This is a genomic window from Pseudomonas sp. MM213 (assembly GCF_020423045.1).
Classification (GTDB): Bacteria; Pseudomonadota; Gammaproteobacteria; order Pseudomonadales; family Pseudomonadaceae; genus Aquipseudomonas; species Aquipseudomonas migulae.
This window is the reverse complement of the sequence record NZ_CP081943.1, coordinates 2,338,370-2,351,282: the sequence shown is the minus strand read 5'-3', so window position 1 is coordinate 2,351,282 and position 12,913 is coordinate 2,338,370. Positions and strand designations below refer to the sequence as shown.

The following is a 12,913-nucleotide window of genomic DNA, read 5'->3' as shown; positions in this document are numbered from 1 at the left end:
CCCATATCATTGCAAGTCGGTATACCTGCACTGAGTGGTCAGCCAGTAGCCAGATCGATGTGGCGGATACGACGCTGCAAGCGTGGCGCAACGACTTTACTCGTCGCGACCTTCCATCATGGTGCGTTTGAGCATCACATAAACTGCTCCGGCACCACCATGTTTCGCCTGGCACGAGGTGAAGCCAAGTACCTGTGAATGCTGGCGCAGCCAGGTGTTGACGTGGCTTTTGATCATCGGCCGCTTGCCGTCCAGGCGCACGGCTTTGCCGTGGGTGACGCGCACGCAGCGGATTTCGAATTTGGTCGCTTCCGCCAGGAATGCCCAGAGGGTTTCCCGGGCCTTTTCCACACTCATGCCGTGCAGGTCGAGGCTGCCTTCGAAGGGGATTTGCCCGATCTTGAGCTTGCGCATCTGGCTTTCCTGTACGCCGTCACGCGCCCACATCAGCTCGTCTTCCGGGCCGACGTCGATCACGAACTGATCGGACAGGCCGTCAACGGTGGTGGCATCGGTGCGCACGGTGGCGGCTTGACGCAGCTTGGCGATCTGCGCGCGGTCAGCTTTGGGTTTGCCGGTTTCGGCGCGATCGTGCTTGATCGGCTTGACGCCTTGGATCGCGCTTTTGAACAGGGAAAAATCGTTGTCTTGCATATCAGCCTCCGCGAAGGGCGGCCAGTTTACCCAAGTCGAGACACGACCGATAACAATTGGGGCCCGGTAAACGTCAGGCCGTCAATTCAGTCGTGTTTTTTCATCAGATGCGGGGACATGTTCAGCTCTTGCGACTGGCGCGCGCGGCGACGGCAACGCCGCCACAGCCAAACGCCCAGGTAGAGCAGGAACAGACCGACCGCCAGAATGATTGCCGAGCCCAGCGGGCTGGCATTCAACTCGCCGAGTGCCGGCGGGTGGCCCAGCAGGCTGGCGGCGCCGGCCATCGCCAGCAACACACCGCACGTTGCCAGCAAGGCAGCAAAGGCTGCGCCGAATCGAAAACGCCAGTTGCTTTGGCCTTTGGGCCGCAAGCGGCGTGCGTCAAAACCATCGGATAACTTCATTCCGACCTTCCTCAATGGGTATCGGCCCTTCGACCGGGAGTTGACCGGGATGTTCCTGAGGCTATGACATTTACAGCGAACGAGAGGCTTTTGCGGATGAGCGGCGGCATGAACCGCTCATCAAGCGTCGATCAGATCAGATCGTGGGTCAGGGCGAGGGTGGCGAAGTTGTCCGCCATGATCGCCATTTCGGTCTGTTGAACGTGGTCAGCGCTCAACACGCCACCCTTGTAGGGCAAATCGCGCGTTGCACAGGCGTCTTCAACGAGGGTGCAGCGAAAGCCCAGGTTTTTCGCGGCGCGCACGGTGGTGCTGACGCTGGAATGACTCATGAAACCGCACACGATCAGGTCCAGGGAGCCGAGATTTTGCAGGCGGTCCAGCAGTTCGGTGCCGTGAAACGCACTCGGCAGCAACTTGCCGATGATGGTTTCGTCGCTCTGTGGTTCGAGGCCCGGGATGAATTCACCGCGCTCGCCTTGCGGATCGAACAGCCCGCCGACGGTGCCGAGGTGGCGCACATGCACGATAGGACGGCCGGCTGCGCGGGCAGCGCTCACCAGCTGCTTGATGTTCGCGACGGCAGCATCCATGCCGACCAGGGCCAGGGGGCCGCTGAGGTATTCTTTCTGGGCATCGATGATGACAAGGGTCGCATGGCTCAGATTGGCGGCGGCATAACCGCGACCGCTGAGTTGAAACATCGTTTTTGGAACGGACATTCTGGGGCTCCTTGGAGTGGGGCTTTTGCGACATTGTCCTCTGGCTGAGCGCTTCTGTGAATCGCTACCATCGTAGGCGCCGTCGTTACTGGCCTGCAGCCTTGTCAATATCCTCGTTTTGTTCAATAGCCAGCGATAAAAATGGATATGTCCTACATCTGAGCCGGTGTTTTTCCTGCGTCGTCGTAACGCGTTTTGGCTGTTAGAATCGCCAGTCGTTTTTTCTGGAGTTTACCCCGTGATCACTTCCCGACTTCGTACCCTGCGTGACCATATCCGTTGGGCCGTCAGCCGCTTCCATGGGGAGGATCTGTTTTTCGGCCATGGGACCGACAACGCCTGGGACGAAGCCCGTCAACTGGTGTTGGGTGCCTTGCACTTGCCGTGGGAAATTGCTGACAGCTACCTCGACTGCAATCTGGAAGACGATGAGCTGGTCAAGCTGCAGCGTTTGCTCAAGCGGCGCATCGAAGAACGCATTCCCACCGCTTACCTGTTGGGTGAGGCGTGGTTCTGCGGCATGTCGTTCATCGTCGATGAGCGTGTATTGATTCCGCGTTCGCCGATCGGTGAGCTGATTGAAAAGGGTTTCGCACCGTGGCTGGGCGCCGCGCCTGCGCGGATTCTTGACCTGTGCACTGGCTCCGGTTGCATCGGTATCGCCTGCGCCTATGAATTCCAGAACGCCGAAGTCGTGCTGGCGGATCTGTCGTTTGAAGCGCTGGAAGTGGCCAATCAGAACATCGAGCGCCATGGTGTCGATGAGCGGGTCTACACCGTGCAGGGCGATGGTTTCGATGGCTTGCCGGGTCAGCGTTTCGACCTGATCGTGTCGAACCCGCCTTACGTCGATGCGGAAGATTTCGCCGACATGCCGCAGGAGTATCAGCATGAACCCGAGCTGGGACTGGCCTGTGGCGACGATGGCTTGAACCTGGTACGACGGATGCTCGCCGAAGCGGCGGATCATCTGACCGAGAAGGGTTTGCTGATTGTCGAAGTGGGCAACAGCCAGGTTCACGTTGACGCGTTGTACCCGGAAGTCGACTTTGCCTGGCTCGATTTCGAGCGCGGCGGGCATGGCGTGTTCATGTTGACGGCGCAGCAGTGCCGGGAGCATCAGGCGTTGTTCGCGTCCCGCGTCTGACCTGAGGACGCCTTCGCGGGCAAGCCTCGCTCCTACAGGTTATTGGTGATCCCTTGTAGGAGCGAGGCTTGCCCGCGAAGGCCGCGCCGCGGTCTCAAGCCTTCAACGGTGTGTGGCAATCCAGATCAACAACCCCGCCTGAAACACCGCAAACGCCACCAGGCACGTAATGGTGAACCGCAGCCCCGCGTCTTCGCGTTTGTATTTGCTGACCTTTTCTTCGTGTTTCTTCAGCTTCACTTCCTGCTCGGCCAGGTTCTGCTCGGCCTGCTGCAGCATCTGCGCCGCTTCGAGAATTTCCACCTGCTGCAACTTCTCGGTGTTCCAGTCGGCCAACAGGTCGCCGACCTGCACCTCTTTGACGCTGCCCTTCAAATGCTGGGCGTCGGCATACACCACCTCAAAACCATGCGCTTTCAAAAAGCGATCACGGCGCAGGCGCGTGTCTTCGTTCAGCGCGTCCTTGTTGTTCAGGTCGGTGCCGTCGACGGTGTAGCCGGGCCAGCGCTTTTTCGCCCAGGTAATGCCCTGGGCTGCCATGTAGCGGCCGATGCCACGGTTCATCGGTTCGATCTGCAAACCGCTTTCCGGTCCGAAATGCACACGTTTTGTGGTGTGGTCGACCCACACGTCGAGGTGGTTCTGTTCCTTGCGCACGCGCTGGCCGGGCAGGGAAATGGTCATGCGCAACAGACTGTGTTTCTTGTCGTTGCGTTCGGCATAACCGAATTCGACAAAGCGCAGTGGCCGCCCGCCGGTGTTGCGGTCGGTCTGCAACGGTGCCAGGCGGAGCATCTTGTGGTGCTCGACGTGGACGTCCGCCCACGGCAGCTCGACCGCTGGCGGTGCGTCTTTTTCAGCGGTGGTGTCGGGTGAAGTCGGGGTATCAGTCATAACGGCGAGATCCTGTCCAAGCTCAGCTTGTCGCCAGTCATAACGCTGGCGACAAAGGCTTATCGGCCGTTTTTTTCAGGACTGGAGGGAAAAAGCGCTTAAAAAAGCGCTCAACTGGAGCGAAGTCCGTCAATAAACCCGAGGATCCGTGTGCCCAGTTCGGCTGCCAGCGGCAATTGCGGATCTTTGTAGGAGGCCAATTGCCGTTTGACGTCGTTGGGCACGATGCGCATGACGTGGTTCATGCCCTCGATCAACGCCAGTTCGGCGTCCGGTTTGGCGGCCTGCAACAACCTGGCGTCGCCGACACCGACCTGGATGTCGTTGCTGCCTTGAATGATCAGCGCCGGCATTTTCAATTTGGCGAATGCGGCGGCGGGGTCCTGGCGGAACAGTGAGATCAGGTACGGCTGTACGCTCGGGCGGAATATCACCTGAAGTTGCGGCGGTACGTTGTCATCGGTGCGACCGGCCTTGAGGCTGTCGAGCAGTTCATTGCTGCGCAGCATCAGCGGAGGAGGCAAGCGATTGCTCAGTTGCTGACGCAGCACCTGATCGATCGGCCGGGCGCTGCCGGACAGGGAAATCACCCCGGCGGCATCGACGCTCGGCGCCGCGAGGCTGGCGATCAATGCGCCTTCGCTGTGGCCCAGCAGAATCAACTGGCCAAAGCGCGGATCGCTTTTGAGCTTGTGGCCCCAGGCCTCGGCGTCGGCCACATAGGCTTCCACCGACAGATTGCGTTCGTCCGGGGTCGCCGCGAGGCTCGCCGCCACGCCGCGTTTGTCGTAACGCACGCTGGCGATGTTGTGTTTGGCCAGTACCCAGGCGAGGCGCTTGAGGCTGTCGTTGCGTCCGCCGTCGGGGTTATTGCCGTCACGGTCTGTAGGACCGGAGCCGGAAATGATCAGGACAACCGGTACGGGTTTGTCGGATTTTGGCAGCAACAACGAGCCGAAAAGCTCCCCGGTGCCGGTATCCAATGTGATCGGCCGTTGCAGGACGGTGGCCTGTACAAAGCCGGTAAACAAGGTAAGGCTCAAGGCTAAAACTCGCAGCATCATCACGCCATCATGAACAAGATGCCGGTTGGACTCGCAGGCACCCATAAGGTTCGAGGATGAACTAGTTGGGTAGCCTGCGTATACTGGCGCGCATTACGTATTCAGGTTCATTTCACGGAGCGTCCTGCATGTCCGGCAATACCTACGGCAAGCTGTTCACTGTCACCACCGCGGGCGAAAGCCATGGTCCGGCGTTGGTCGCCATTGTCGACGGCTGCCCGCCGGGGCTGGAAATTTCCCTGGAAGATTTGCAGCGCGACCTCGATCGCCGCAAACCCGGCACCAGCCGCCACACCACCCAACGCCAGGAAGCCGACGAAGTCGAAATCCTCTCCGGCATTTTCGAAGGTCGCACCACGGGCTGCTCTATCGGCCTGTTGATCCGCAACACCGACCAGAAGTCCAAGGACTACTCGGCGATCAAGGACCTGTTCCGCCCGGCCCACGCCGACTACACCTATCACCACAAGTACGGCGAACGCGATTACCGTGGTGGTGGCCGCAGCTCGGCGCGGGAAACCGCCATGCGTGTGGCGGCTGGCGCGATTGCCAAGAAATACCTGGCCACCCAGGGCATCGTCATTCGCGGTTACATGAGCCAGCTCGGCCCGATCGAAATCCCGTTCAAGACCTGGGATTCGGTGGAAGAAAACGCGTTCTTCAGCCCTGATCCGGACAAGGTGCCAGAACTGGAAGCCTATATGGACCAGTTGCGCCGCGACCAGGATTCGGTTGGCGCGAAGATCACCGTCGTTGCCGAAGGCGTGATGCCAGGCCTTGGCGAGCCGATCTTCGACCGTCTCGACGCCGAACTGGCCCACGCGCTGATGAGCATCAACGCGGTCAAAGGCGTGGAAATCGGCGCCGGTTTCGCCAGTGTTTCCCAGCGCGGCACCGAGCATCGCGATGAAATGACCCCGGAAGGATTCCTCAGCAACAACGCTGGCGGCATCCTCGGCGGCATCTCCTCCGGCCAGCCAATCGTTGCGCATTTGGCGTTGAAGCCAACATCGAGCATCACCACGCCGGGCCGTTCCATCGACATCAATGGCAACCCGGTGGAGGTCATCACCAAGGGCCGTCACGACCCGTGCGTCGGCATCCGCGCCACGCCGATTGCCGAAGCGATGATGGCCATCGTGCTGATGGATCACCTGTTGCGTCACCGCGGGCAGAACGCCGATGTGCGCGTGAGCACGCCGGTGCTGGGTCAGCTTTAATGGCTGACCTCTCAGTCGCTGCGGTCTGATGACCGTGGCGGCGCTCCCGTACTGGCGGCTCTCCAGTTTCTATCTGTTCTATTTCGCCTTGCTCGGTTCGACAGCGCCGTTCCTGGCGCTGTACTTCGATCACCTGGGTTTTTCTGCCGCGCGCATCGGTGAGCTGGTGGCGATCCCGATGCTGATGCGTTGCGTCGCGCCGAACATCTGGGGCTGGCTCGGGGATTACACCGGCCAGCGCCTGGCCATCGTGCGCTTCGGCGCGGTCTGCACGCTGCTGACGTTCTCGCTGATTTTCGTCAGCAAAACCTACGCCTGGCTGGCGATGGTCATGGCGTTGCATGCGTTCTTCTGGCACGCGGTGTTGCCGCAGTTCGAAGTCATCACCCTGGCGCATCTGAAAGGGCAGACGTCCCGTTACAGTCAGATCCGTTTGTGGGGTTCCATCGGTTTCATCATCACCGTGGTCGCGCTCGGTCGCTTGTTCGAATGGCTCAGCCTCGACATCTACCCGGTGGCGTTGGTGCTGATCATGGCCGGGATCGTCGTCAGCAGCCTGTGGGTGCCGAACGCGCAACCGGTCCAGAGTGAAAGACTGGCGGCTGACGGGTTTCTCAAGCAGTTGCGCAGCCCCGGTGTGCTGGCGTTTTACGCGTGCGTGGCGCTGATGCAGATGAGCCACGGCCCGTATTACACCTTTCTGACGTTGCACCTTGAGCGATTGGGTTACAGCCGTGGCTTGATCGGCCTGCTCTGGGCAGTGGGCGTGGTGGCCGAAGTGTTGATGTTTCTGGCCATGAGCAAGATCCTTGCGCGCTTCTCCGTGCGCCGGGTGCTGCTGGCGAGTTTTCTGCTGGCGGCGCTGCGTTGGTTGCTGCTGGGGTCGCTCGCTGAATTTTTATCGGTGCTGCTGTTTGCCCAGGTATTGCACGCGGCGACGTTCGGCAGCTTTCACGCCGCTGCCATCCAGTTCGTGCAACGTAGCTTCGGCGCGCGCCAGCAAGGGCAGGGCCAGGCGTTGTACGCAGCACTGGCCGGCACCGGCGGCGCACTGGGCGCGTTGTACTCCGGCTACAGCTGGAATGCCCTCGGGGCCTCGTTCACCTTTAGTATTGCCAGTCTGGCAGCCTTCGCGGCTGCCGTTATCATTGCCACACGTATGCAAGAGGACCGGCCATGAGCCTGACCCGTGAACACCTCGCCCAGGAAATCATCGACGCCGGGCGTTTTTTGTATGGCCGCGGCTGGTCGCCGGCCACCAGCAGCAACTATTCGACCCGACTGTCGCCGAGCGAAGCCTTGCTGACCGTGTCCGGCAAGCACAAAGGCCAGTTGGGCATCGACGATGTGCTGGCCACTGATCTGTCGGGCAACAGTCTGGAACCGGGCAAGAAACCGTCCGCCGAAACCTTGTTGCACACCCAACTCTATAGCTGGCGTGCGGAGATCGGCGCGGTGCTGCACACCCATTCGGTGAACGCCACGGTGCTGTCGCGCCTGACGCCGGAAGATTTCATCGAGTTCGAAGACTACGAGCTGCAAAAGGCTTTCAACGGCATCTCGACTCACGAATCCCGGGTGCGTGTGCCGATTTTCGACAACGATCAGGACATTGCGCGCTTGGCCGCCAAGGTGCAGCCTTGGCTGGAAGCCCATCCCGATTGCGTCGGCTATCTGATTCGCGGTCACGGCCTCTACACCTGGGGCGCCCGCATGAGTGATGCGTTGCGGCAGATCGAGGCCTTTGAATTTTTGTTCGAGTGCGAGTTGAAGACGCGTTCGATCCTAAACCGTTAAGGAGTTGCCCTGATGAGCAGCCTGTCCGTCTACCATGTCTCAAGCCCTGACATTCCGAACAAGGTGCTGACCCATTTCGAAGACATCGCCTCGACCCTGGCCGAGCAGGGTGTGCGCTTCGACCGCTGGCAAGCGGCGGCGAAAATCCAGCCCGGCGCCAGTCAGGAAGAAGTGATTGCCGCGTACCAGGAGCAAATCGACAAGCTGATGACTGAACGCGGTTACATCACCGTCGATGTGGTCAGCCTGAACAGCGATCATCCGCAAAAAGCCGAATTGCGCGCCAAGTTCCTCGACGAGCACCGCCATGGCGAAGACGAAGTACGATTTTTCGTCGCCGGCCGTGGCTTGTTTACCCTTCATATCGACGATTATGTCTACGCCGTGCTCTGCGAGAAAAACGACCTGATCTCGGTACCGGCCGGCACGCCGCACTGGTTCGACATGGGCGAGCATCCGCATTTCGTCGCGATCCGGCTGTTCAACAACCCGGAAGGCTGGGTGGCCAATTTCACCGGCGAAGACATCGCCAGCCGCTTCCCGCGTCTTGAGGACTGAGTCGATGCCGATCAAAGCGATTCTCACCGACATCGAAGGCACCACCAGCGCGGTGAGTTTTGTGTTCGACGTGCTGTTTCCCTACGCTGCCAAACACCTGCCGGACTTCGTTCGCCAGCACGCCGCGCGCGCCGATGTGGCGGAGCAACTGGACGCCGTGCGCCGGGATAGCCATGAGCCGGACGCCGATGTCGAGCGCGTCATCGAGACTCTCCTGGGCTGGATCGCCGAAGACCGCAAAGCCACGCCGCTGAAGGCGTTGCAAGGCATGGTCTGGGAGCAGGGCTATCAGGCCGGGCAGTTGAAAGGTCACGTGTACCCGGACGCCGTTGAAGCGCTCAAGCGCTGGCATCAGCAGGGTTTCAAACTGTTTGTTTATTCCTCGGGTTCGATTCAGGCGCAAAAACTGATCTTCGGCTGCTCCGAGGCGGGGGATTTGTCGCCGTTGTTCAGCGGCTATTTCGACACCACATCGGGACCCAAGCGTGAAGCGCAGTCGTACCAGCGCATCACCCAGGCCATCGGCCTTGAAGCGGCGCAGATTCTGTTCCTGTCGGACATCGTCGAAGAGCTGGACGCGGCGCGCACGGCGGGTATGGCAACCTGCGGACTGGCACGTGAAGGCGGGGAGTTGGCAGGGCATGTGACCGTGGACAGCTTCGCCCGGATCAACCCTTCCGCGTACTAATTCACGACGCTAACCTGTAGGAGCGAAGCTTGCTCGCGAAGGCGGCGTATCAGGCGATATTAATGTTGACTGATACGCCGCCTTCGCGAGCAAGCTTCGCTCCTACAAGGGCTGGTTTGCGGCGTTGAAACGGTTTATGCCGAGTGATACGTCGGCAGCGCAAAGCGCTGTTGGCTTTGCAGCATGGAGATCTGCGGCAATTCGCTGGCCTGTTCGGCCAGGTCACGGCGGATCGCACTGATTACCCACGACAGCTGATCACCGGCATGCAGCTGCTGGTAGGAAACCGAGCGCTTGAAGACTCTGCCTTCACTGCTGCGCAAGGTCAGCAGAATGCCACCGTCGGGACGTGGCTGGGTGGTGACTTCGAAGTTGGAGAACAGGGACGAAAATTTTTCCTGGATCAGGTTCATGTCTATCAGCTCCGTAAGCGCTTGAATGGCAAGCATGCAGAGGTAGTTGCAGTGATTGTGCCAGCACCTGTTTTTTTAAAAAACGTTATAAATCAATAAGTTAATTTAAAGCCAATTTTTTGCTTTCGTGCAATCTGCATGAATGGCCATCGTGCATCCTGCATTTTGCGGGGTCGATGTCGGTTCGATGGAACCATTCACATCCTCCGGGTTCGCGTTTTTCGCGGATACAAAACATTTCAAAAACCGCGTGTACAGCTCAAGAACCGTTGACGTATTTTCGGGCTCAATCACCGTCGCCCGACAATAAAAAGATCGAACGGGAGCACCCATGAGCCGCACGACGAACGACACGATTACCTGGGGCATGATGCTCCGCAAGCTGCCGTCCATTGCCAAAGCCATCCCCCGGGTGGTGAAAGGCATGAAGGCCGCCAACGTCAAGGACCCGACCCAACCGTGTGGCCTGGGCTGGAGCTTCGAACAAGCGACGTTGCGCAATCCCGCCGGCCCGGCCTTGCTCCAGGGCGCGGTGGTGCTCACGTACTCGCAAGTCAATCAATGGGCCAATCGCATCGCCCATCACTTGATTGCCCAAGGCATCGGCAAGGGCGATGTGGTCGCGGTGTTCATCGAAAACCGTCCGGAACTGTTGGTGAACATATTGGCGGTGGCCAAGGTCGGGGCGATCAGTGCCTTGCTCAACACGTCTCAAACCCGCGATACCCTGGCCCACAGCCTGAACCTGGTGGCGCCGGCAGCGATCATTGTTGGTGAGGAACTGGTGCCGGCGTTTGCGGCAGTGCGCGAACGGGTCTCGATCGACGCGGCGCGCACCTGGTTCGTCGCCGACCAGGACACCTACCGCCAACCGGGCATTGCCCCCGACGGTTTCATCAACCTGATGACCGCGATTGCCGACAGCCCCAGCGACAACCCCGTCAGCAGCCAGCAGGTTTTTTTCGACGACCCGTGTTTCTACATCTACACCTCGGGCACCACCGGGCTGCCCAAGGCCGGGGTGTTCAAACACGGCCGCTGGATGCGCAGCTCGGCCAGTTTCGGCTTGATCGCACTGGACATGCGCCCCGAGGACATCGTCTATTGCACCTTGCCGCTGTATCACGCCACCGGGCTGTGCGTGTGCTGGGGCTCTGCCATCAGCGGCGCCTCGGGGTTTGCCATCCGCCGCAAGTTCAGCGCCAGTCAGTTCTGGAGCGACGTGCGCAATTACCGCGCGACCACCCTCGGTTACGTCGGCGAATTGTGCCGCTACCTCGTGGATCAACCGCCCAGCGCCGAGGACAACCAGCACGGCGTGACGAAAATGATCGGCAACGGCCTGCGCCCCGGCGCATGGCACGAATTCAAGACACGCTTTGGCGTGAACCACATCTGCGAGTTGTACGCGGCCAGCGACGGCAATATCGGTTTCACCAACATCCTCAACTTCGACAACACCGTCGGGTTTTCCCTGATGTCTTGGGAGCTTGCGGCCTACGACCATGACAGCGGGGCGCCGACGCGTGACGCCAACGGCTTCATGCGCAAGGTGGCCAAGGGTGAGCAGGGGCTGTTGCTGGCGAAGATCGACGACAAGGCGCCGCTGGATGGCTACACCGATCCGCAGAAGACTGAAAAAGTCGTGCTGCACGACGTGTTCGAGAAGGGTGACCGTTACTTCAACACCGGTGACCTGCTGCGCAACATCGGTTTTGGTCACGCGCAGTTCGTCGACCGCCTGGGGGACACTTATCGCTGGAAGGGTGAAAACGTCTCGACCACCGAGGTCGAAAACATCCTGCTGCAACACCCGAACATTTCCGAAGCCGTGGCTTATGGCGTGGAGGTCCGCAACACCAACGGGCGCGCCGGGATGGCGGCGATCACACCCGCCGAGTCCCTGGCGACCCTGGATTTCAGCGAGCTGCTGGCCTTCGCCCGTGAGCAAATGCCGGCGTATGCGGTGCCGCTGTTCCTGCGGGTGAAAGTGAAGATGGAGACCACCGGCACCTTCAAATACCAGAAGACCCGTCTCAAGGACGAAGCCTTCGACCCTGGCAAAACCGGCGACGACCCGATCTATGCCTGGCTGCCGGGAACCGACACTTACGTGCAGGTCGACGAACAATTGCTGGCGGATATTCACGGTGGCAAGTACCGCTATTGATTGTGGCTATGGCGTGCCTTGAGAAAAAACAAGTGACAGTGTCGGGGGCGCTCGGGAAACTGTCGGCTTTGCGAATAACTGTAAGTGGAGTTTCCAATGTCCGATCAAAGCCGCCAGATGACCCCCGAAGAAGCCGCCGAATTTGCCGAACAGGTTTTCAACAAGGCGCGCGAGGGCGATGCGGCGATGATGGCTGCGCTGCTGACCAAAGGCCTGCCGCCGAACCTGCGCAACCACAAGGGTGACACGTTACTGATGCTGGCCGCTTACCACGGCCATGTGGACACGGTGAAAGTGCTGCTTGAGCACAAGGCTGATCCGGAAATCCGCAACGACAATGGCCAGAGCCCGATTGCCGGCGCGGCGTTCAAAGGGGACCTGGCGGTGGTCAAGTCGTTGGTCGAGGGCGGTGCGCTGGTGGAAGGTGCATCGTTTGACGGTCGCACGGCGTTGATGATGGCGGCGATGTTCAACCGCGTGGAAATCGTTGATTACCTGATCAGCAAAGGGGCGGATCCGAAGGCCAAGGATGCCAATGGGGTTTCGGCGTTGGATGCTGCGAAAACGCTGGGTGCGGTGGATACTGTTGCGCAATTGGAGAAGCTGCTGGGCTGATTGAGCATCTGGCCTCGGAACCTCTGTAGGAGCCGGCTTGCTGGCGATGGCGGCCTGATAGTCGATCATTTTTTTTGTCGGAGTACATATCCGTTGTTGTGGTAACGGTTTCTATTGGTTTCGCCCTTACGGCGAGTCACTTTCGAAAAGCGCGAAAGTAACCAAAGCGCTTTTGCCCCTTTCGTTCGGTGCCTCGCTAATGCTCGGCATACCCTCGCTCCGGTCCTGCTCCGTGGGCCCGCCGCGATCGGCCATCCTTGGCCGTGCGCGGCTAACCCGGCATCCATGCCGGGTTGCCCACTGCGCAGAACCTGCGCTCGGCCTCTCGAGGGGGCGACTACCGCCACAGCCGCCGAGGCGGCCTGAAAGCCGACCTGGCTCTTCAGTTGTACGCGTTGTCCTTCTTTGATGCGTTCACTCATTCCCGACATGTACACCGCTCCCCTGTAGGAGCCGGCAAGCCGGCTCCTACAGTTGATCGTATTTATCCAAATGCATATGCATTTCCCTTGTAGGAGCCAGCTTGCTGGCGATGGACTCCAACGATAACGCGGGCTGTCTGGA

Annotated in this window: 14 protein-coding genes; 8 read left to right on the top strand and 6 right to left on the bottom strand. The window is 60.0% G+C overall.

Annotated elements, in window-relative coordinates; all coding sequences use genetic code 11:
• Positions 1-96: 96 nt before the first annotated feature.
• The 3 genes from K5R88_RS10655 to K5R88_RS10645 form a co-directional block, all read right to left on the bottom strand.
• Positions 97-654, bottom strand: a complete 558-nt coding sequence (locus K5R88_RS10655) for a Smr/MutS family protein (protein ID WP_008031481.1) — start codon at positions 652-654, stop codon at positions 97-99.
• Between the two features lie 86 nt (positions 655-740).
• The gene (locus K5R88_RS10650; protein WP_008031483.1) at positions 741-1,061 is read right to left on the bottom strand and encodes a hypothetical protein; all 321 of its coding nucleotides are present in this window, start codon (positions 1,059-1,061) and stop codon (positions 741-743) included.
• Between the two features lie 131 nt (positions 1,062-1,192).
• Entirely contained in the window at positions 1,193-1,783 is a 591-nt protein-coding gene (locus tag K5R88_RS10645) for a cysteine hydrolase family protein (protein ID WP_008031485.1), read from the bottom strand.
• 238 nt (positions 1,784-2,021) lie between these two features.
• Between K5R88_RS10645 and prmB the strand changes: the two genes are divergently transcribed.
• Positions 2,022-2,930: a 50S ribosomal protein L3 N(5)-glutamine methyltransferase gene (gene prmB / locus K5R88_RS10640; RefSeq protein ID WP_192227315.1), complete on the top strand. Its 909-nt coding sequence runs from the start codon at positions 2,022-2,024 to the stop codon at positions 2,928-2,930.
• 102 nt (positions 2,931-3,032) lie between these two features.
• Here prmB and K5R88_RS10635 read toward each other — a convergent pair whose 3' ends face one another.
• Both K5R88_RS10635 and K5R88_RS10630 read right to left on the bottom strand, forming a co-directional pair.
• Entirely contained in the window at positions 3,033-3,824 is a 792-nt protein-coding gene (locus K5R88_RS10635; RefSeq protein ID WP_008042791.1) for a hypothetical protein, read from the bottom strand.
• A 110-nt stretch (positions 3,825-3,934) separates the two neighbouring features.
• The gene (locus K5R88_RS10630) at positions 3,935-4,933 is read right to left on the bottom strand and encodes an alpha/beta hydrolase (RefSeq protein ID WP_223449346.1); all 999 of its coding nucleotides are present in this window, start codon (positions 4,931-4,933) and stop codon (positions 3,935-3,937) included.
• Positions 4,934-5,016: 83 nt separating this feature from the next.
• Here K5R88_RS10630 and aroC point away from each other — a divergent pair, with 83 nt between their 5' ends.
• From aroC to mtnC, 5 genes are read left to right on the top strand one after another with little or no spacing between them, the layout of a single operon-like run.
• Entirely contained in the window at positions 5,017-6,108 is a 1,092-nt protein-coding gene (aroC, locus tag K5R88_RS10625; protein WP_008031492.1) for a chorismate synthase, read from the top strand.
• A 28-nt stretch (positions 6,109-6,136) separates the two neighbouring features.
• On the top strand, positions 6,137-7,288 hold the full coding sequence (locus K5R88_RS10620; protein WP_223449341.1) for an MFS transporter: 1,152 nt from the start codon (positions 6,137-6,139) through the stop codon (positions 7,286-7,288).
• Positions 7,285-7,905: a methylthioribulose 1-phosphate dehydratase gene (locus K5R88_RS10615; protein ID WP_226299930.1), complete on the top strand. Its 621-nt coding sequence runs from the start codon at positions 7,285-7,287 to the stop codon at positions 7,903-7,905. The genes K5R88_RS10620 and K5R88_RS10615 overlap by 4 nt, the downstream gene beginning before the upstream one ends.
• A gap of 12 nt (positions 7,906-7,917) precedes the next feature.
• A complete protein-coding gene (locus K5R88_RS10610) occupies positions 7,918-8,463 on the top strand; it encodes a 1,2-dihydroxy-3-keto-5-methylthiopentene dioxygenase (RefSeq protein ID WP_008031498.1) in 546 nt (181 codons plus the stop codon).
• A 4-nt stretch (positions 8,464-8,467) separates the two neighbouring features.
• Positions 8,468-9,151: an acireductone synthase gene (mtnC, locus tag K5R88_RS10605; protein ID WP_223436105.1), complete on the top strand. Its 684-nt coding sequence runs from the start codon at positions 8,468-8,470 to the stop codon at positions 9,149-9,151.
• A 134-nt stretch (positions 9,152-9,285) separates the two neighbouring features.
• Here mtnC and K5R88_RS10600 read toward each other — a convergent pair whose 3' ends face one another.
• A complete protein-coding gene (locus K5R88_RS10600) occupies positions 9,286-9,564 on the bottom strand; it encodes a DUF3509 domain-containing protein (RefSeq protein WP_008031503.1) in 279 nt (92 codons plus the stop codon).
• A gap of 331 nt (positions 9,565-9,895) precedes the next feature.
• Here K5R88_RS10600 and K5R88_RS10595 point away from each other — a divergent pair, with 331 nt between their 5' ends.
• The gene (locus tag K5R88_RS10595) at positions 9,896-11,734 is read left to right on the top strand and encodes a long-chain-acyl-CoA synthetase (protein WP_223556690.1); all 1,839 of its coding nucleotides are present in this window, start codon (positions 9,896-9,898) and stop codon (positions 11,732-11,734) included.
• A gap of 96 nt (positions 11,735-11,830) precedes the next feature.
• On the top strand, positions 11,831-12,349 hold the full coding sequence (locus tag K5R88_RS10590; RefSeq protein ID WP_226299929.1) for an ankyrin repeat domain-containing protein: 519 nt from the start codon (positions 11,831-11,833) through the stop codon (positions 12,347-12,349).
• Positions 12,350-12,913 lie beyond the last annotated feature (564 nt).